The sequence below is a fragment of the Oceanobacillus limi genome (assembly GCF_900111445.1).
In the GTDB taxonomy this organism is placed as follows: Bacteria; Bacillota; Bacilli; order Bacillales; family Amphibacillaceae; genus Ornithinibacillus; species Ornithinibacillus limi.
In genome coordinates, this window is record NZ_FOHE01000017.1 from 55,311 (window position 1) to 74,101 (window position 18,791).

Consider the following 18,791-nt stretch of genomic DNA (forward strand, 5'->3'; position numbering starts at 1 on the left):
TCCTATAATAGTGATTTCCTAAGCGATACATGTACGCCTTTTGGGCTATGAGCTTCTACCGTGATATCTCCATCTACACTTACCCAACCTAATCCAGGAAAGACAATATCTGTCCTTTCTCCCGTAATACGGAACGTACTTTTTGTTAACTTTGGTAAGTGGTTCAATGTCTCTTCATTAGGTGGTGACAAAAGCTCCCCTAAATGATTGTCATACAGAGCATCAGCCTTCTCAAGTTTCGTCCGGTGTATGGAAAGCTGGTTGGAGAAATAACACACAAAAGACGTCTTATTTCCTTTAATAAAATCTAACCTAGCTAATCCACCGAAATACAACGTTTGCTGATCGTTTAGCTGATATATTCTCGGTTTGATCTCTTTGTTAGGTGTAACAATTTTAAGGTCGTGATCAGAAATGTAATGCGCGATTTGTTCTTTATTAACGATTCCCGGCGTATCAATTAGAGATGCTTCTCCATCTAATGGGATCTCGATAAACCCTAAAGTTGTGCCTGGGAAATATGATGTAGTTATAACATCACTTTCTCCAACTGACTGTTTAATAAGACGATTAATAAATGTCGATTTGCCGACATTTGTCGTTCCAACGATATAAACATCTTTATTGTACCGATAAATTTCCATCAGTTCGGTAAGTTCTTCCATTCCATGCCCTTTAACTGATGAAATCAAAGCTACATCTTTCACCTTGTAGCCCGCTTCCTTTGCAGAGGAACGTAACCATTGTTTTAGTTTACGGTGATTTGTAGATTTTGGCAATAAATCCATTTTATTACCAACTAATAAAATTGGGTTATTCCCTACAATTCTAGGTAAGCTCTTGATTAAGGATCCACTTACATCAAAAATATCTATTACATGTACAACTAACGCATCCGTATCACGAATAGTACTCACCATTTTCAAGTAATCATCATCGGTCATGGAAACATCTTGAATTTCATTATAATGCTTTAACCGGAAGCATCGTTTACACAACACAGTTTCACGGTCCAATGAGGACTTAGGTGTATACCCTAATGAATCTGGATCTGACGTTTGGATAGACACCCCACACCCCTGACAATATATCTCTTCTTGCATTTCTATTCCTCCCATTTAATTTTACCTTTTTTTCGAAAATAGCTTAAAATCCTTCGTTCAATTGTACGATTAATTCTTGTAATCTTTTCGTCGGTTTCTACAATTGGTACCACTAATATTGTATGTAAACCTGCAGAGTTACCTCCTAATACATCGGTCAGTAATTGGTCCCCAATGACAACAATTTCTTCCCTTTTCAATCCCATTTCTTTTGCAGCAATCTTAAATGCCCTTCGTAACGGTTTGCGCGCACTAAATACATAAGGAGTATTCAATGGCTCTGAGAAGAACTTGACCCGATCTTCTTTATTATTCGATATGATCGTTACTTTAATGCCTTCATCTTGCATTTCTTTAAACCAATTTTTCACTTCTGGAGTCGCTTCTCTAACATCCCATGCTACGAGAGTATTGTCTAAATCTGTAATCACACCTTTAATTCCTTTTTCTTTAAGGGATTTCGGTCTAATATCAAATATACTTTTCACATGTTCGTTAGGCAAAAATCGTTTTAACAAGTCGTACACCTCAATCATCTGTTAATTTCCATTCACATGTTTATTTCTGAATGACATGGGTAATTATACAATATAAATACAATCCTATAATAACTTTTTATTGATAGCAAAAATAGTAATTATATGCAAGAGGGAATAGAAAAATTTGCAGATTTTCGAAAAAACTTGTAAAATCGTTCGACAAATTGTATCATTTTTCGCGCTGTGGATAACTTTATGCACATTTTCCACACTGATTTACCAACGTTCCTTAACTTAATAACCCCTTTATTCACAAGTTATCTACAGGTTAGTGTAGATAACTGTAACCTTGTACAACCGTAGGAATCATGGTACTTTATTAGTACCTTAATAAAAACTTGTTCAAATCTTTAAGGAGGGCTGCATTTATGGAGCATTTGTCAGATGAATTATTACTGGAATCCTATCATAAAGCAAATGAATTAAATTTAAGCCCTGATTTTGTTTCACTTATAAAAGAGGAAATTTATCGACGTGGTTTAATACATAAAATCAAATTTTCTAGCTAAAAATATGTTTGTATATTTTACGAATATATTAAATAGGAAGAAACACATCCCACCCTTATCATTCGCTAAATGATAAGGGTATTTTGTTTTTGTCTACAGCATTATTATGGTATTCTATTTCTTAAAGTGGTAGCCCAAGATTAGCTAATTTTAGTAATCATTTTCCGTAATGAAATTCCAATCATGGCAATTGGAACCCAAATTCACACCCCAAATTTTCGACAACAGCCTTTTCCAACATATATTTCTTGAAATTATATAATATAAATAAGGCTGAGATATTTATGATATTTAAGGAGGATTTCCATTCGATGTTATTTGCAGTTTTACTTCCACTACTATTTGCTATCCTTGTACCGATGCTTAGCAAATGGAAACATAAAATACATACTGGTATATTTGTGTTTTTTATTCCTTTCTTGATTTTTCTTTATTTTATCCGGTTTGTTGGAAATGATTTTACTCCAGTACGACAGGTATATAATTGGATACCTTCTTTAGGAATAAATTTTGATTTTTACTTAGATGGCCTAAGCTTATTATTTGTATTACTAATAAGTGGAATCGGATCACTAGTCGTATTCTACTCCATTTATTACTTGCATGTTTCGGAACGGTTAGGTTCCTTTTATGTATACTTACTTATGTTTATGACAGCGATGCTCGGAGTTGTATTATCGGATAATTTATTTGTTCTTTACACATTCTGGGAGCTAACATCGATTTCGTCATTTCTGTTGATTGGCTATTGGCATTATCGCGAACGATCTAGATATGGTGCACAAAAGTCCATGTTAATAACTGTATTCGGCGGCCTAAGCATGTTAGGTGGATTCATCTTATTAACCGTCATTACAGGAACTACAAGTATTCAGGAAATGATTACACAGACAGACCTCATTTTGTCTAGTGATTACCTACCTTTAATTATGGGGTTAATCTTATTAGGTGCATTTACCAAATCTGCTCAGTTTCCTTTTCACATTTGGTTACCAGATGCAATGGAAGCACCTACACCAGTTAGTGCTTACCTACACTCCGCAACTATGGTTAAAGCTGGAATATTCTTGGTAGCTCGTTTTTCTCCTATTTTTGCTACATACGAATGGTTCTTCATCATCGTAAGCATTGTTGGAATTGCTACACTATGCTGGGCATCCTATATGGCTGTTAGACAGACCGACCTAAAAGGGATTCTTGCATTTTCGACGATAAGTCAGCTAGGTATGATTATGGCTATGTTAGGTTTTGGAACAAAAGCAGCTATTTTTGCTGCAATCTTCCACATTTTAAACCATGCAACCTTTAAAGGTAGTTTATTTATGGTTGCCGGTATTATTGACCACGAAACTGGCACAAGAGACATCCGTAGACTTGGAGGATTATTAACAGTTATGCCAATTACTGCTACACTTGCTGTCTTTGGTACGTTCTCCATGGCGGGTATACCACTACCGTTTTTAAATGGGTTTTATAGTAAGGAAATGTTTTTTGAAGCAACGTTACATCTAAATGAGGTAGTGAATCCGATTGCGAATGTAATTATTCCACTCATTCCATATTTAGCTGTTTTTGGAAGTATTTTCACCTTTGTTTATTCCATGTACTTCTTCTTTGGAGTATTCACTGGTCCGAAGCAATTTGATAAATTGAAGATCAAGCCACACGAGGCTCCAATTGGTATGCTTGTATCACCAATAATTTTGGTGGTTGGAGTTGTTTTCATTGGTCTATTTCCAAACTCAGTAAATGGCACTTTCTTAATCCATGCAGCAGAAGCAGTAAATAATGCTGTTGAAATAAAAGATATTCATTTTTGGCATGGGTGGATACCTCCTCTTTTCATGTCACTGGCTGTAGTAGGAATTGGTGCATTACTGTATCTAACACGTGAAAAATGGAGCAATGTCTATCATGTCTTACCTGGAAAAATGAGCATGAATAAGGTATATGATGGGTTAGTCAAGAATGTAGATACCTTCTCTACTCGCCTAACGAACACGTATATGACAGGATCCCTTAAAACATATATGTCAATTATTCTAGGGACAATTATCTTCGTTACATTTATTGTAATGATTTCAACAAATGGATTTAATATGGAATTTAACAACTTAGCAGAAGTAACCTGGATTGAATTAGCAGTTGTTGTAATCATCATCATTGCAGCACTTGCTACTATGTTCACAACTTCCAAACTAGGTGCAATTTTGATTACTGGTGTAGTTGGGTACGGAGTTGCAACTTTATTTGTTATTTACCGCGCACCTGACCTAGCACTTACACAGTTAGTAATTGAGACCGTCTCTGTCGCGTTATTTCTTCTTTGCTTCTATCACTTACCAAAGCTCGAAAAACGCAAAGAGTCAACGGGATCCAAATTAAATAACATGATTATTTCAATTGGTTTTGGTGCACTAATGACCTTAATAGCAATCTCAGCCCATAGTACTGAATGGTTTGACCCTATTTCAGATTATTTCATTGAAACAGCGTATAAACTTGGTGGTGGGCATAATGTTGTTAACGTCATTCTTGTTGACATGCGTGGACTGGATACGTTATTTGAGATTGCTGTACTAGGAATTGCAGCGTTAGCAATCTTTAGCCTCATCAAACTTCGTAAAGATAAGGAGGCGGAATAGATGGAAATAATTATTGCCATTCTATCAGGAGTATTAATGACTACAGGCGTATATAACTTATTACAAAAGCAATTACTTCGCATTGTAATTGGTACGGTCTTACTATCACATGGAGCCCATTTATTCATCCTAACAATGGGGAAATTAAAAACAGGTCAACCTCCAATTTTACATGATGGAATTGAAAATTATACGGATCCATTACCACAAGCTTTAATTCTAACATCAATCGTTATCAGCTTTGGTATCACTAGTTTATTACTAGTACTTGCATACCGTACGGCTCGTGAAAACAATACAGATAATATGGAAAAATTAAGGGGTACCGAAAATGAGTAACTTAGCAGTTTTACCAATAATTATCCCATTAATAGCTGGGATTATCGTTGCTTTATTCAATTCAAAAGTTCCGATAACACGAATCTTAACTAAAATATTGTCTATCATTAGCTTAGCAGTTGTTTCCTATATTTCATGGCTCGTTTTTACCGAGGGAGCCATTATTTTGGAAACCGGAGGATGGATTGCACCATATGGAATTGTCCTTGTTGCTGATCCGTTAGCAACTTTACTCGTATTAACTACGAATATTGTTGCGGTTGCATGTGCATTTTTTGCACCACATGCACTAACGTTAAAGCAAGAGCAGCATTATTTCTATGCGTTTTATTTCTTTTTAATCTCTGGTGTATCTGGTGCTTTTTTAACTGGGGATTTGTTTAATCTCTTTGTATTCTTTGAAGTTCTATTAATGGCATCCTATGCATTGATTGTTTTAGGTGGCGACAAGGTACAGTTAAGAGAATCCATTAAATATGTATTAATTAATCTATTTTCCTCCATCTTATTTGTAACAGCTGTTGCATTTATATACGGTGCGGTTGGTACGGTCAATATGGCCCAGATCGCAGAACGTGTATCGGAAGTAGATCAAGATGGTATCTTAACAACAATTGCTATTCTATTGTTTTTTGTGTTTGCTACAAAAGCGGCACTATTTCCACTTTATTACTGGATGCCTAAATCGTACATTGTACCAAACCCAGTAGTGTCTGCTTTATTTGCAGCGTTATTAACCAAAGTAGGAATATATTCGATTCTTCGTGTATTCTCGTTAATTTTTGTCCATGAGATGGAATTAACTCACCAATTTTTCCTATGGATTGCAGGCTTGTCTATGGTATTTGGTGTCATTGGTGCACTTTCGACAAATAACATTAAACTTATAATCGCTTATAATATCATTCCAGCAATTGGATTTATTATAATGGGTATTGGCGTGTTAAATGAGGATGCATTAAGTGGTTCCATCTACTATTTGATTCACGATATGATTATTAAAACAGTATTGTTCCTAATTGTAAGTGTTGTAGCTTATGTAGCAGGTACTTCTGATTTACGCAAAATGGGTGGTCTAATCCATTATTATCCAATACTTGGTTGGTTACTATTTATTTCAGCGTTTGTATTAGCTGGAATCCCTCCATTTAGCGGTTTTATCGGTAAGTTTCTATTACTAAAAGGTGCGTTGGCAGCCAACGAAATTGCAATTGTACTCGTTGCCCTACTTTCTAGCCTTTTAATTTTGTATTCTGTTATGAAAATCTTTATTCGTGGATTCTGGGGCGAAAAAGATGAATCTGGTAAATATAAAATGAAATCGACAAAAGGATTTATCGCACCTATTGTATTCCTATTATTGTTTTCCATATTTTTAGGAATTGGTGCCGAGTTTATTTATCCTTCTATCGAGTCAATTTCATCCTATTTACTCGATCCGCAACTTTATATTGATTCTGTATTAAAGGAGTAGCTAACGATGGCCTTTCAGATTGTTGTCAATTTAATTATTGCGTTCATGTGGATGTTCTTAAGTGAATCCTATACTGCCCCTAGTTTTATTGCAGGCTATTTATGGGGGATTTTATTACTATTACTATTAGGTCGATTTATACCTGGAACATTCTATATGAGACGCGTTGGAAAAATTATTCGATTAATTCTACTGTTTATTAAAGAATTAGTCCTATCAAATTTCGATATTATTAAAATCGTTTATCAACCAAAACCGGACGTAGAGCCTGGGATATTTGCCTTACCAACAGATTTAAAAAGTAATTGGGAAATTACGTTATTAGCAAACTTAATTTCCCTAACCCCTGGCACACTATCTGTTGCAATATCAGAGGATAATTCCCAAATATTTATTCACTCCATTCATATAGACGATGTTGATGAGTCGATTCAAGCAATTAAGAATACCTTTGAAAAAGCAATTATGGAGGTGACACGATGACAGAAACTATTTATAAAGCAACAGAAGCAATTCTTGATGGTACGGTATTCATCTGCTTTATTGCCATATCCATTTCTTTACTCCTTTTGTTGTATCGAATGATTGCTGGTCCAACTAGTCCAGACCGTGCCGTTGCTTTAGATACAATAGGGATTAATCTTATGGGTCTAGCTGCATTAGTGGCTATCTATTTAGTAACACCTAACTTGAACGATGTCATCTTGTTAATTGCTATCCTGGCATTCTTAGGTACTGTAGCAATTGCCAAATACTTGGAAAAGGGTGTTATTATTGATCGAGACATGGATTAATATCATTATAAATATCGTCATTATTATTGCGCTATTGTCGGGTACTTTGTTTGTGTTATCCGGTTCCATTGGAATTGCAAGATTTCCAGATATTTATTCAAGACTACACGCAGCTACAAAAGCATCTACCCTTGGTTTAGCAGGGATATTAATTGGAGCATTTTTATTCCTTTATGTCGAACATGACATTGTTAGTGGAAAATTATTATTATCCCTTATTTTTATTTTACTTACTGCTCCTGTTTCCGCTCATATGATCTCCAGAGCAGCACATAAAGTAGGTGTGAAACCAATCACCAAAAATCGTCGTGATGAATATGAAGAGGCTTTGCGTGAAAATAGTTAAACCAGCGGTGTTCCAAGTGAACACCGTTTTTTCTTTTACATGAAAAATTATTGAAACGGCTAATTTAAGTTCTGCTTAAATATAAAATAGATTATAAACAATCAATGTTATGGCTTCTATAACGAATCTGTTTCCAACGTCTCTTCCCAAACTCCTACATTCTAATTTCGTTACAACTGATTTATTGTTTGCACAATATAAAGTGAGTTTTTAATAAGTAGGGGGGTTTTCCCACACTTATTGTTTGATGAATGAGTCGAATATTTGAATTTCAGTTGACCTCCCACTAACAGCCTTGGTTTAATATTATAGGTTTGAAGTGTGGCTTACGAAGGCATAGGACGTGGTAGTGCCGACAATACACAGAACGTCACTTTTATGTCAGCTTGCCTGTTATATGCGGGATAGAAGTGATATGAAACAGTAATAATTCATTTTGAACTTGTACGTTTTTTTATGGACAGACACAAAAATCGATTAAGCGACATAGGTTGGTTATATAGGCATAAGCCCAACTGAAGCTTTTAGGAGGTGTAGTGTTTGTCCGGAATATTAAGTGTCCTTGCATTATTAATAAAAGAAGCACTATTCTTTGTTTCTTATGTAAAAAACCATGCGTTTCCTCAACCCCTCTCATCAGAAGAAGAAGCAAAGTACCTTAAAGAAATGCAAAACGGAAGTGAAACGGCTAGAAACAAATTAATTGAGCATAACTTGAGGTTGGTCGCACATATTGTGAAAAAATTCGAGAATACGGGAGAAGATATGGAGGATCTGATCTCCATCGGCACAATCGGATTGATTAAGGGTATAGAGAGCTTCTCTGTTGGGAAAGGAACCAAACTTGCTACTTATGCCGCAAGATGTATAGAGAACGAAATTCTAATGCATTTACGAGCTCTTAAGAAGGTTAAAAAGGATGTTTCTCTTCATGATCCTATCGGGCAGGATAAAGAAGGGAATGAAATTAGCTTAATTGATATTCTCGAAGCAGAAAATGAAAATGTGATCGAGTATATCCAGTTGAATATGGAGATCGAAAAAATGCAAGACTATTTTTCTATTCTTGATAAACGTGAACGGGAAGTTATCGTATATCGGTATGGGTTGAATGACCATAAAGAAATGACACAAAGAGAAATCGCCAAAAAGTTAAATATCTCCAGAAGCTATGTATCACGAATTGAGAAAAGAGCATTAATGAAAGTATTCCATGAATATTTTAGAAATGAAAGAAAGAGCTAATAAGAAAAAGAAAAATGAGCGATCAATTCAGATTCGCTCATTTTTTTCTATTGTCTTTTTTAGTTTTATATATTTAAAAGATAATCCTAAACCTATTAGTAATAATGCGAAGGATAAATAAAAAAGTTCGGCTCCATTTTCCGAAGGCTGGATATAGACATTAATAATTCCCCCGAAAAACAGATACGTCCCAAGTATGATTAGTGATGCTATAAAACGCAAATAATCTTTCAATTTTAATTCTAATTGTTTATTTTCCACCATACTTCCCCCCTATTATTCATGATAACATATTCAAATGTCTAAGTAAGGAGGGAAATAATGGTGTTATTACAATGATTTTATCATTGACATAATAATTTCAGATGCATTTTTCGCTGCTTGCTCTAGAAATTCATCGAACGATATGGAGGATTTTTTCCCAGCTATGTCTGATAATGCCCGAATTACTACAAATGGGACATTATATTGATGACATACTTGTGCAACTGCAGCAGCCTCCATTTCCGCTGCTATCATGGTAGGAAACTTTTCTCTCACATAAGCTACTCTTTCCGGATCTTCCATAAAAGAATCACCAGTAGCAATAATTCCTTCTTTTCCCTCAACCTCTAACTCGCCCACAGCCTGTAGCGATTTTCTCCGTAAATCCTCATCAGCCACAAACATCGCCGGCATGCCAGGAACTTGTCCGTATTGGTAGTTGAAAGCTGTCACATCTACATCATGATGAACCACTTTATCAGAAATGACAACATCACCTACTTCTAATTCTGTTGAAAATCCTCCAGCCGAGCCAGTATTAATAATATGTGTTGGAGCATAACGCTCCAACAATATGGTTGTAGCCATCGCTGCATTAACTTTTCCTATCCCAGACTTAAGTAGTACAATCTCTCTTCCTAATAGGCTCCCCTTCATAAAGGAGCAGTTTGCTACTGTTACTTCTTGGATATCTTGCATATTTTTCTTGAGAATGGCAACTTCTTGATCCATAGCTCCAATAATTCCGATTGTCATGTTGAAAATCCTCCTATAAACGCTAATCGTTCTTTTTATCGTTTTCCGCTAATACCTCTACTAAGGTTGGTTGCCAACCTTCATTTTCAATCCAGCTAATATAAACCCTATATGTTTCTGTTTGTTGGTTATTCGTCACTGTTCCAATGACTTTTTGTTCGCCACCGTTTTCTAACCACCATGTAATCATATCATCCTCAGACAAACCAGTTGCAACTCTAATAGCCTCTTCCATTTCTATTCTATCTTGTGTACCCTCATCGTATTGAGTAGTATGAGGCCCTTCTTGCTCCGTTCCAATAGGTGGCCAGTTTCCAGTATATGCTTCAATAACATTTTGGTCATCAGTGCCATCTGCTGGTTGAGTTTCTATTTCAGCTTGATTTATATTCGTATCTTGATTTGTTTCTTCCTCTGTCTCAGTAGTAGACTCGCTTTCATCAGAAGAAGTCTCACCATCTTCTGTTTCAGCTGTTACATCTTCTTGCTCATCTGAATCATCTTGTTGATCGGAGTCCATGTCATCAGCATTAGGGTTTGTCTCTTCTGAAGTATCAGGGCTGGTCCCTTCTTCCGCATCATCGTTTCCTCCAAATACCCATATCCCAATCAGTAAGACAATAAATACACTGCCCAAAAGAAACATGGCAGAGATCGCTTTCGTATTTTTTCTTCTCTTTTCAAATTTATTTACACGAGTATAATTATCAAAGTCACTCATTTATTTTCCCTCCCTATGTTTACTCTATTATAGTATCATATTTTATATGCAAACAAATATATTACTTTTTATCGATTTAGATAGTTTTAAATAACTTGTAACAAATTGAAAAGACATGGTAACATAAACTAAATTACCATGTATTTTCAGAGTAGATACTTCTATTTAGCTAGTTCATCTAAGTCCTGCTCTAATTCTTCTATCCTTTCCTCCCTTTCATCTTCATCAAGCTCTTCGTTAGATTCTAATAATTCAATCTGTTTTTCTAAACCTGCAATTTGAATGGAAACGTCATTTATCTCTTCCCCTAGCTGCATAGCCTCATCTGGTTCATCGAGTTCGAGATAGCTACGTGCAGCCAATAGTTTAGCTCTATTATTTTCAGGTATTTCTAAATAGAAATCAACAACTTCTTCATATTGCTGATTTAACCAGGACTTTTCTATAGCTACTTGAGGTACACTTGATTCTAAAAGCAAAATTAATAGTTTTGATATTTACTGGTAAATGGTCCTTCAGTATAATCTAAGCTCAAAGATCCAAAGTACTAAATCTTCTCTTACTAAGGACACTAACAAGAAAGAATCGAAAGAAAAACCTAAACAAAATATATCATTATTGTCTGGCATATTAATAGGCTTCTTATGCAGTTTAACCGTGTTATATGTAACACAAGTGATACCTCTTAGTAAGACTGCTTCAAATTTTGAATCAACTTTGGAAGCAGAACAAGAGTCTACAGAAGCAGAAAACATGGAGTTACAGAAGAAGAGTTTAAGACGACAAAGAGTACGCGTTTTCCCTTTATGCATGCGGTAATACCAGCCGTTATCTTAACTTATTATTATGTATAAACCATTTGTACGCCAACAATCGCAACAATTGCCACAAACAGTTTCACATCCCCAGCCCCAAGTCCTTTAAAAACATAAAGTATAAGAAATATACCACCAGCAACTAATAACCCTAAAAAGGAGAATATTAATCCATTAATTCCTCCGTAGAATACATTATTTATGGAAAAGAACTTCACGGAATGAATTACTTTGCTGCTCTATCCGAAATATTTGCGGTTCGATTTCCTATTAATTTAGCAGCAAGGTTTATGAGACTTAAAGCAAGAGGCTTTGGAACGTTTATTCAGGCTTGTGCATGAGGATATTCTTTTACGAGAACTACTGCTGATATTGGAAACACATAATTAGTGGAGATTACGTTCAAATTTCCCAAAGCACATTGACTATGTATCGATAAAAGACATTGCCTCACCTGCCGTGTCGTCACGGTCCTCCATTGAAAATTTCGGTTATTCGCTTCAATAGCTTCACCATAAACATTTACATTTGTTTCAGTTCAGCTAGTTTCTGGTTTTCACCTGCCGAACTAGTTGCATCGGTATTATCTTTTCTTAAGTTACATTATCTGTATCATTTTAATCACTGCAAGCCACCAAAAATAAACTTATGAATACAATAGAAATTATTAAACTGATTTTTTTATCATGATACCTCTTAATTAAAATTGTAATAATATCAATATGAAAATATTTCTATAGTATTAGACTACAATTAAGTTCATCTCCACAAGCTCTCTACCCAACTAGTAAACAAAAGATAATTTTTAAAATATTCTCTTCAAGATATCGTATACTGATATGGTTATGCTATATTGCCATTTGTCACATGACAATATAGCTCGATTTTCTCATTAACTTACAGCCTAAAATCTATTTATCTAACCTCGTCTGCTTTAATTGTCCAAATTACTTGGTTACTACTTCCAGCGGCTACATTACCTGGGTCTTTTCTAAAGTAATATTCTTCTGAATCATAGACCATAGTGACAAATTGACCTGATATCTCTTCTCCTGGAGCAAGTTCACCAGACATTTTTTCTAGACTATTAAAATAATCTGATGCATCAGAAAATCCACTTCTTTCACGCTCGTGTGAAGCTTCCATTGAATGTAATAAATCTTCTACTTTTTGAGTTTCTTGACTTGTATTTTTTACAATAATATCTAGATACAGAAACTTATCTAACTCTGAGTTTGTCCCATCAATTTCGTCTTCTAACTTTGCCGATACTATAGTAATATCATACGTTCCTAAGGTGGTATCAAATGTTCCTGTGTCACCAATACCTAAATCAAGTTGGTCTTCCGATTCTACATTAAATTTACTGTTAGAATCCTCTTTATCCTCTTCTTTCTCTTCATTTTCATCACCTTCAATGTCTGTATTGGTTTCATCTTGTTTACCACTATTTTCTGTTGCAGAACTAGGTTGCTCTTCATTGGATTCATCTGCATTTTCATTAGAACAGGCCATTAACCCTAAAGTAATAGTTGATAAAATAACTGTTATAAATAATATCCTCTTCATAACTTACCACCTCTTAATTTATATTAATATGAAAAATTAACTTCCTTTTCAATAAAAAAAGTATTTCCTTCTACTCTGCCATTTATTACATTAGTTGAATTAAGCATCTCTATAATTTGTGGTAAAAACCAAAGATTAATAGAAGATGTTGATTTTGCTGAAACATATGTTGAACGCTCCCTTAGATCCTCGCCAGTATCACTATCAATTACAGCCATTAACCTGTCAAATTTACCACCTTCTGGATGAGCAAATAGGAATAACCTTAAATGATCTTTATAATCCATAATCGGAAATGTTTTTCCCGGAAACAATTCTATCGGCTCTCCACTTGTAATATCAGCTAGATCAATAGTAGTTCTACTAAAAGCAAAACTTAATGCATATGCCCAAGTAAGCGGTCCGAACCCTCGTGCTTCAGGTTGCATAAATCCTGCCGCTAAATTAATAGCAAATCGAACCGCAAATATTTCGGATAGAGCAGCAAAGTAATTCATTCCGTGAAGTTCTTTCCCATAAATAATGTATTCTACTTGGTTATTTTCGAATTTATTAGCTTCAAAACCGCTTTTATCAAAATCATGACTATTAAACCGCATTAAGATATATTCGTTTATATATACCTCATCTCTTACAGTTAGTAGCAAGTTACCTAAGTTTTTAAACAATGTATCGATAAAAGACATTGCCTCATCTGCCGTGTCGTCTCTGTCCTCCATTGAAAATTCTCGGTTATTCGCTTCAATAGCTTCACCATAATCATTTGCTTTTTGTCCCAGTTCGGCTAGTTTTTGATTGTCTCCTGCTGCACCAGCAGCATTATTGATAGCATCTTCTATTTCCTCTAGCTGATCTTTACTCTCATCCATCCCTTCATCTGCTTCATTTTCTTTTTCTGTGATTTCATCCTCTGCATCCTTATATTCAGCCCGACCATTTTCTAAAATATCTAGAGCTTCTTCAACTTTATTTGTTGTGTTAGTGTGATATTCTCTTGAAAAATCGATATCCCTAATAATGCTACCTTTATTACGTTCAAAGTCCGAAAGTCATTCTCTAATTTCGTTATTAAAGCATCTGTTCTTGGACCACTCTCAACCCTTAACGATTGAATTGCATTTTCAACGGCGTCCTTTAAGTTCGTAAATAATTCTTCATCATATACATAATCGTCTAAACTACTCTCCGTGTTATCACCCACGGTACTTTCATTTAATTCTTCGCTAACATCTTTAGCATTATCATAATCACCACTTGAACCGCTATTGGTATGATCTTCTAATTTATCTAACATATCTGAATTAATTCCTTCAGCTTCTTCAATTAATTCCAATGCATCCTCTAATTTGTCTACAGCATCACGAGAAGTTGCTATTAAGTCGTCGTGACAATAAATTGTTTACTGTTACTTGATGTACGCATGTAAGCACCAAGTGATTCTAAATAATCTTTATTTGTATCTGCAATTACGATCCGAATCTTCTTCAACAAGAAACACCACCATTAATTGTTATATATACTTTATAAATTTTACTAAATTTACAATTAAATTAAATAGTATTACCTAAAAACAGGAAATTATACCCATTTTATTTGTGTAAATATACTTAATTAAAGATACAAGAATTAAATACTTCTTCTAACCCCTCAAAACCGAACGATATTACTGTATTTTAAAAAATAGTACGTATATAACATATATTACCAGCTGAGAAGTATCAAAAAATGACGAATTGGAATTTTTGTAGAAATACAAAAAAGAGATGAAATAATACAAAAGAAATAACAAGTACTTTTTGTCTAGTTCTTAGGGATTATAATTGGGTGATTTTAATAATTACGTAATAATTTTGTAATATAATTGAAATATAATTAATCCGTTAGTTACCTAATTCATACTTTTTCAGATTCATTGATAATTGATATTACTCAATCTATAAATCAATCTTTTTTAAATAGTGAAAAAGTTGCATAATTTTTATTCCTACATTTGGTATGATTTAATGTAGAAATGGAGATTAGGGGTGAGAACTATTGAAATTAAAATGTATTAGTTGTGGCCATGATTTAGCTACAGACATTCAGTACTGTCCTGAATGTGGCAATAAGATAGAAAAACAACCTAAGAGAAAATTCTCTAAAAAGCTGATCACATTAATGTCACTTGGACTATTACTAGTAGTATCATTTATCGTCTTTTATTTAGTAGGAAATTCTCAACATAATCCAATACATAAAATTAATTCATTCGAAGAAGCAGTTTTAACAGAGAATCATGAAGAACTTACTAACTTATTAATTGCTTATGAGGATTCATTTACAATTACTGAAGACAACATAGCAACATTATTAAGATTTTTCCAAGAAAATCCAGATTCTTTTGAAACCATTATAAACAAGTTAAAGGAAGAAGCAGAATCCTATCAGAATGGTGATGTTCCCTCTACATCAGAAACTTACGCAACCATAACTCTCGAAAAAAATGGATCAAGATGGTTATTCTTCGATGATTACAAATTAGTGGTTATACCTGCTTTCATTGAGGTATTTACCACGGATAATAGTGTAGATCTTTTTGTTGATGAAGAGAAAATAGATACAACAGTTGAAGAAGGCGTTCATGAAAAAAAATACGGACCTTTTATGCCAGGTACGCATGTTTTAAAAGCCATCTTTGATAACTCCTATGCTTCTACCGAAGAAGAGATAGAAATTAACTTGTTTAACATGGATTCAAACTCAACTAGACAAGAGATAGAAGTAAATGTAGGAAATTTTAATATTGTTTCAACCTTTGAAGACGAAGCAACCTTATTCGTAAACGATCAAGAAACCGATATCATAATTAACAAGGGAAGCCAAGTCGTAGGACCATTTCCACTAAGTGAAAATATAGAAATACACCTTCAAAAAGAAATGCCTTGGGAAACAATCATTAGTCAATCTGAAATCATTAATAATGATGTACAAGAAATTCGAATTAGTAAGGTACCTACTATTTCAGATTCAGAAGAGGAAAAAATAATCCAAATTATAAATGACGTATTCTTAACTTATACAGAAGCATTAAATGCTCGAGACGTATCCCTACTACAAGATCACATAACAGAGAATATGATACAAACTCTCGAAGAACAAATAGAATATATTGAAGAAGAGATACCTGAATACGAAGGAACCTTACGTAAAGCGCAATATCGAGTAGACTGGTATCAAGACCCGGAATATGATGAAGAGGCAGAAGCCTATGTATTTGATATTGATGTCATGTTCACGTATTATGAACCGAATGGTAATCTTGGAAGGTTATTTAAAGGAGAAAATGATCACGAATATGAACGTGGTGTTAAAGTATTCTTGCTTTATGATGAACAGGAAGCAGAATGGAAAATTGATCAATTTGATAATAGGCATTTCTTTGTATTTGAGGAAGACCCTGTATATGAATTAGATTAAATCAAAACCACCAGTGTGAACTGGTGGTTTACTCTGCCGCTGAAGCCATAGTATCGGGCAAAGGTTTCATGGCCAACCAAACCAATCTCACTTAAGCACCAGATTTTCTCTCCGATTCTAAAGAATCACTTATTTCTTCTTTTTTGCCCTGTGAACGGACCATACTCTGCTTATAATGTTAATAGATTGCTATGTAGTTTTTGTAAAGTGATTTCTAGTATATTCTTTTATTTGCTGTTATTTCTATCTACTATACCAATATATAAACCACGCCATCAAAATTGTCTATTTCCTTATCTCTATTTTAAATTGACTGGCCCAAATCATCAAATTGCTTTTCCCATTTAAATATCCGGTACATTGAAACAAATTCAACTTTGGTACATGTGGATATAAAGTAACACGCGTAAGCTTCATGGGTAGTTACGGCTTTCCGTTCACATAAATCGAATAATCCATACTATTATTATATACTATTCATAATTTTTTTCTGCTGTGTTTTAGGAAAATAATATGATACTTACAATTCAAAGTTTATTCGCTAACTAATCTTGTCTTTCTTTAGACATGCCACCTTCTTTGGTGAGATATATTGGCCGTGAAACCAAGTTTTCCCTAATGAAATAAGATCTTTTTAGACCAAAATTATAAGCAATCCGCCCCTCCTGGCACAACAGAGGTTTAAAAAACATAAAGAACAAGAAAAAAAGCGGATATATTTCCGCTTTTAATCCAGCTATTCAACTTTAATTATTTTCACTTGTATATCTCCACCTGGTGTTGCTACAGAAAGCTCTTCCCCTACTTCATGTCCAAGTAAACTTTTTGCCATAGGAGAATCATTTGAAATCTTCCCTTCAAATGGATCCGCCTCTGCGCTACCAACAATCGTATACGTTTCCTCGTCACCATCAGGCAGTTCTTGAAATGTAACCGATTTACCCAGTGAAACAAGATCAGGATTGTCATTATCATTCTCAATGATTACAGCATTACGTATCATCTTTTCAACTTGAGCTATTCGTGACTCCACAAATGCCTGCTCATCTTTTGCAGAATCATACTCCGAGTTCTCCGATAGATCTCCGAAGTCGCGCGCTACTTTAATTCGTTCAACAACTTCTTGTCTTCTTTCCGTTTTTAAGTATAATAATTCCTTTTCTAGCTTTTCTTTCCCCTCTTGTGTCATATAATAATTTTTCTCTATTGCCATGAAAAAAACACTCCTTTATGATCTAATCGCATAACGCGAGACTAAAAAATCAATACGCCAAATGGACACGTATTATTAAGCTCAGTTAGTGAGCAAAATGAAAAGACAGTATAAATTGTATGATACTATTAATAGTAAATAGTCTCAACTAATATAGTGAAAAAGTTTTCTTTTCATTACTATGGCAGATTTTCTTTAAATTCGCAATAGTTTTCACTTATTCATTCGATTGATATTTCGCTAAAATATGTTCGATTTTTGTAGCCATCAGATCAATAGCAACATGATTCTGGCCACCTTCAGGGATGATTATATCAGCATACCGTTTCGTCGGCTCCACAAACTGTAAATGGCTTGGTCGAACATTATTTAAGTATTGGTCGATTACTGAATCCAATGTTCGACCTCGCTCTTTAATATCACGTAATAAGCGGCGAATGATTCTTAAATCTGCGTCTGTATCTACAAATACTTTAATGTCCATTAAATCTAAAAGTCGTGGATCCTCTAGGATTAATATTCCTTCCAAAATAATAACATCTTTTGGTGAAACTTTCTCAACCTCGGACGAGCGTGTGTGTAATTTATAATCATATATTGGTTTTTTAATTTCCTTATGGTTCAATAGATCATGCACATGTTCAATCAATAAGTCATTATCAAATGCTAAAGGATGGTCATAGTTTGTATTTAACCGTTCATCAAATGGTAGATGACTTTGGTCTTTATAATAATAATCTTGTTCAATAACTAGTATTGTTTTATCCGAAAATCGATTGTAAATGGAACGTGTTACAGATGTTTTTCCGCTTCCACTTCCACCTGCAACTCCGATTACTACTGGTTTATCTCGCATGGCACATTTGGCCCCTTTCCCTTACTTTTATGTACTAATAGTTATTTCCTTATGTTCATTGCTTTTCAAGTATTAATTCGTATCAGATGTATTGTGCGTCATACTTCTTGTAGCTTTAGTTAAAAATTTTAACGACGATTGTTTAGC

Annotated in this window: 21 protein-coding genes; 9 read left to right on the forward strand and 12 right to left on the reverse strand. The window is 34.4% G+C overall.

Going from position 1 to position 18,791, the window contains the following annotated elements; all coding sequences use genetic code 11:
• Window positions 1–2: 2 nt before the first annotated feature.
• Together yqeH and BMX40_RS15520 are read right to left on the reverse strand one after the other, a co-directional pair.
• Window positions 3–1,103, reverse strand: coding sequence for a ribosome biogenesis GTPase YqeH (yqeH, locus tag BMX40_RS15515; RefSeq protein ID WP_244513597.1), 1,101 nt, complete (start codon window positions 1,101–1,103; stop codon window positions 3–5).
• A gap of 2 nt (window positions 1,104–1,105) precedes the next feature.
• Complete coding sequence (locus tag BMX40_RS15520; RefSeq protein WP_090871626.1) at window positions 1,106–1,621, reverse strand: YqeG family HAD IIIA-type phosphatase; 516 nt, start codon at window positions 1,619–1,621, stop codon at window positions 1,106–1,108.
• A 389-nt stretch (window positions 1,622–2,010) separates the two neighbouring features.
• Here BMX40_RS15520 and sda point away from each other — a divergent pair, with 389 nt between their 5' ends.
• From sda to sigK, 8 genes are all read left to right on the forward strand, one after another.
• A complete protein-coding gene (gene sda, locus BMX40_RS15525; protein ID WP_090871582.1) occupies window positions 2,011–2,151 on the forward strand; it encodes a sporulation histidine kinase inhibitor Sda in 141 nt (46 codons plus the stop codon).
• A gap of 311 nt (window positions 2,152–2,462) precedes the next feature.
• Window positions 2,463–4,796 carry a Na+/H+ antiporter subunit A gene (locus BMX40_RS15530; protein ID WP_090871584.1) on the forward strand — a complete coding sequence of 778 codons (2,334 nt, stop codon included), beginning with the start codon at window positions 2,463–2,465 and terminating at the stop codon, window positions 4,794–4,796.
• On the forward strand, window positions 4,797–5,135 hold the full coding sequence (locus BMX40_RS15535) for a Na(+)/H(+) antiporter subunit C (protein WP_090871586.1): 339 nt from the start codon (window positions 4,797–4,799) through the stop codon (window positions 5,133–5,135).
• On the forward strand, window positions 5,128–6,609 hold the full coding sequence (locus BMX40_RS15540) for a Na+/H+ antiporter subunit D (protein ID WP_090871588.1): 1,482 nt from the start codon (window positions 5,128–5,130) through the stop codon (window positions 6,607–6,609). The genes BMX40_RS15535 and BMX40_RS15540 overlap by 8 nt, the downstream gene beginning before the upstream one ends.
• Before the next feature lie 6 nt (window positions 6,610–6,615).
• Window positions 6,616–7,092 (forward strand): Na+/H+ antiporter subunit E, encoded by a 477-nt coding sequence (locus BMX40_RS15545; protein WP_090871590.1) that lies wholly within the window; start codon window positions 6,616–6,618, stop codon window positions 7,090–7,092.
• The gene (locus BMX40_RS15550) at window positions 7,089–7,403 is read left to right on the forward strand and encodes a Na(+)/H(+) antiporter subunit F1 (protein ID WP_090871592.1); all 315 of its coding nucleotides are present in this window, start codon (window positions 7,089–7,091) and stop codon (window positions 7,401–7,403) included. The genes BMX40_RS15545 and BMX40_RS15550 overlap by 4 nt, the downstream gene beginning before the upstream one ends.
• A complete protein-coding gene (gene mnhG / locus BMX40_RS15555) occupies window positions 7,384–7,749 on the forward strand; it encodes a monovalent cation/H(+) antiporter subunit G (protein ID WP_090871594.1) in 366 nt (121 codons plus the stop codon). Before BMX40_RS15550 ends, mnhG begins: the two co-directional genes overlap by 20 nt.
• 540 nt (window positions 7,750–8,289) lie before the next feature.
• On the forward strand, window positions 8,290–8,994 hold the full coding sequence (gene sigK, locus BMX40_RS15560; protein WP_090871596.1) for an RNA polymerase sporulation sigma factor SigK: 705 nt from the start codon (window positions 8,290–8,292) through the stop codon (window positions 8,992–8,994).
• A 27-nt stretch (window positions 8,995–9,021) separates the two neighbouring features.
• Here sigK and BMX40_RS15565 read toward each other — a convergent pair whose 3' ends face one another.
• The 8 genes from BMX40_RS15565 to BMX40_RS15600 all read right to left on the reverse strand — a co-directional run bounded on the left by BMX40_RS15565 (window position 9,022) and on the right by BMX40_RS15600 (window position 14,452).
• Window positions 9,022–9,255 (reverse strand): YrhC family protein, encoded by a 234-nt coding sequence (locus BMX40_RS15565; RefSeq protein WP_170840821.1) that lies wholly within the window; start codon window positions 9,253–9,255, stop codon window positions 9,022–9,024.
• 69 nt (window positions 9,256–9,324) lie between these two features.
• On the reverse strand, window positions 9,325–10,014 hold the full coding sequence (gene mtnN, locus BMX40_RS15570) for a 5'-methylthioadenosine/S-adenosylhomocysteine nucleosidase (RefSeq protein WP_090871600.1): 690 nt from the start codon (window positions 10,012–10,014) through the stop codon (window positions 9,325–9,327).
• 22 nt (window positions 10,015–10,036) lie between these two features.
• The gene (locus BMX40_RS15575; protein WP_090871602.1) at window positions 10,037–10,735 is read right to left on the reverse strand and encodes a YrrS family protein; all 699 of its coding nucleotides are present in this window, start codon (window positions 10,733–10,735) and stop codon (window positions 10,037–10,039) included.
• A 161-nt stretch (window positions 10,736–10,896) separates the two neighbouring features.
• Window positions 10,897–11,214 (reverse strand): hypothetical protein, encoded by a 318-nt coding sequence (locus BMX40_RS15580; RefSeq protein ID WP_090871604.1) that lies wholly within the window; start codon window positions 11,212–11,214, stop codon window positions 10,897–10,899.
• Between the two features lie 365 nt (window positions 11,215–11,579).
• Entirely contained in the window at window positions 11,580–11,768 is a 189-nt protein-coding gene (locus BMX40_RS15585) for a prepilin peptidase (protein WP_244513599.1), read from the reverse strand.
• A gap of 697 nt (window positions 11,769–12,465) precedes the next feature.
• Entirely contained in the window at window positions 12,466–13,119 is a 654-nt protein-coding gene (locus BMX40_RS15590) for a DUF4352 domain-containing protein (protein WP_090871608.1), read from the reverse strand.
• 23 nt (window positions 13,120–13,142) lie between these two features.
• Window positions 13,143–13,988 carry a DUF5702 domain-containing protein gene (locus BMX40_RS15595; protein WP_090871610.1) on the reverse strand — a complete coding sequence of 282 codons (846 nt, stop codon included), beginning with the start codon at window positions 13,986–13,988 and terminating at the stop codon, window positions 13,143–13,145.
• 80 nt (window positions 13,989–14,068) lie between these two features.
• Window positions 14,069–14,452, reverse strand: coding sequence for a hypothetical protein (locus BMX40_RS15600; protein ID WP_090871612.1), 384 nt, complete (start codon window positions 14,450–14,452; stop codon window positions 14,069–14,071).
• 701 nt (window positions 14,453–15,153) lie between these two features.
• Here BMX40_RS15600 and BMX40_RS15605 point away from each other — a divergent pair.
• On the forward strand, window positions 15,154–16,575 hold the full coding sequence (locus tag BMX40_RS15605; RefSeq protein WP_090871614.1) for a zinc ribbon domain-containing protein: 1,422 nt from the start codon (window positions 15,154–15,156) through the stop codon (window positions 16,573–16,575).
• A 736-nt stretch (window positions 16,576–17,311) separates the two neighbouring features.
• Here the strand turns inward: BMX40_RS15605 and greA are convergent.
• Window positions 17,312–17,788, reverse strand: a complete 477-nt coding sequence (greA, locus tag BMX40_RS15610) for a transcription elongation factor GreA (protein WP_090871616.1) — start codon at window positions 17,786–17,788, stop codon at window positions 17,312–17,314.
• Window positions 17,789–18,005: 217 nt separating this feature from the next.
• Window positions 18,006–18,644 (reverse strand): uridine kinase, encoded by a 639-nt coding sequence (gene udk, locus BMX40_RS15615; RefSeq protein ID WP_090871618.1) that lies wholly within the window; start codon window positions 18,642–18,644, stop codon window positions 18,006–18,008.
• Between the last annotated feature and the right edge of the window lie 147 nt (window positions 18,645–18,791).

Excerpts from the sequence above, each read along its gene's own strand:
- yqeH (WP_244513597.1), bottom strand. The coding sequence starts at position 1,103 with ATGCAAGAAGAGATATATTGTCAGGGGTGTGGGGTGTCTATCCAAACG.
- sda (WP_090871582.1), top strand. The coding sequence starts at position 2,011 with ATGGAGCATTTGTCAGATGAATTATTACTGGAATCCTATCATAAAGCA.
- BMX40_RS15530 (WP_090871584.1), top strand. The coding sequence starts at position 2,463 with ATGTTATTTGCAGTTTTACTTCCACTACTATTTGCTATCCTTGTACCG.
- BMX40_RS15535 (WP_090871586.1), top strand. The coding sequence starts at position 4,797 with ATGGAAATAATTATTGCCATTCTATCAGGAGTATTAATGACTACAGGC.
- BMX40_RS15540 (WP_090871588.1), top strand. The coding sequence starts at position 5,128 with ATGAGTAACTTAGCAGTTTTACCAATAATTATCCCATTAATAGCTGGG.
- BMX40_RS15545 (WP_090871590.1), top strand. The coding sequence starts at position 6,616 with ATGGCCTTTCAGATTGTTGTCAATTTAATTATTGCGTTCATGTGGATG.
- BMX40_RS15550 (WP_090871592.1), top strand. The coding sequence starts at position 7,089 with ATGACAGAAACTATTTATAAAGCAACAGAAGCAATTCTTGATGGTACG.
- mtnN (WP_090871600.1), bottom strand. The coding sequence starts at position 10,014 with ATGACAATCGGAATTATTGGAGCTATGGATCAAGAAGTTGCCATTCTC.
- BMX40_RS15575 (WP_090871602.1), bottom strand. The coding sequence starts at position 10,735 with ATGAGTGACTTTGATAATTATACTCGTGTAAATAAATTTGAAAAGAGA.
- BMX40_RS15590 (WP_090871608.1), bottom strand. The coding sequence starts at position 13,119 with ATGAAGAGGATATTATTTATAACAGTTATTTTATCAACTATTACTTTA.
- BMX40_RS15595 (WP_090871610.1), bottom strand. The coding sequence starts at position 13,988 with ATGGATGAGAGTAAAGATCAGCTAGAGGAAATAGAAGATGCTATCAAT.
- greA (WP_090871616.1), bottom strand. The coding sequence starts at position 17,788 with ATGGCAATAGAGAAAAATTATTATATGACACAAGAGGGGAAAGAAAAG.
- udk (WP_090871618.1), bottom strand. The coding sequence starts at position 18,644 with ATGCGAGATAAACCAGTAGTAATCGGAGTTGCAGGTGGAAGTGGAAGC.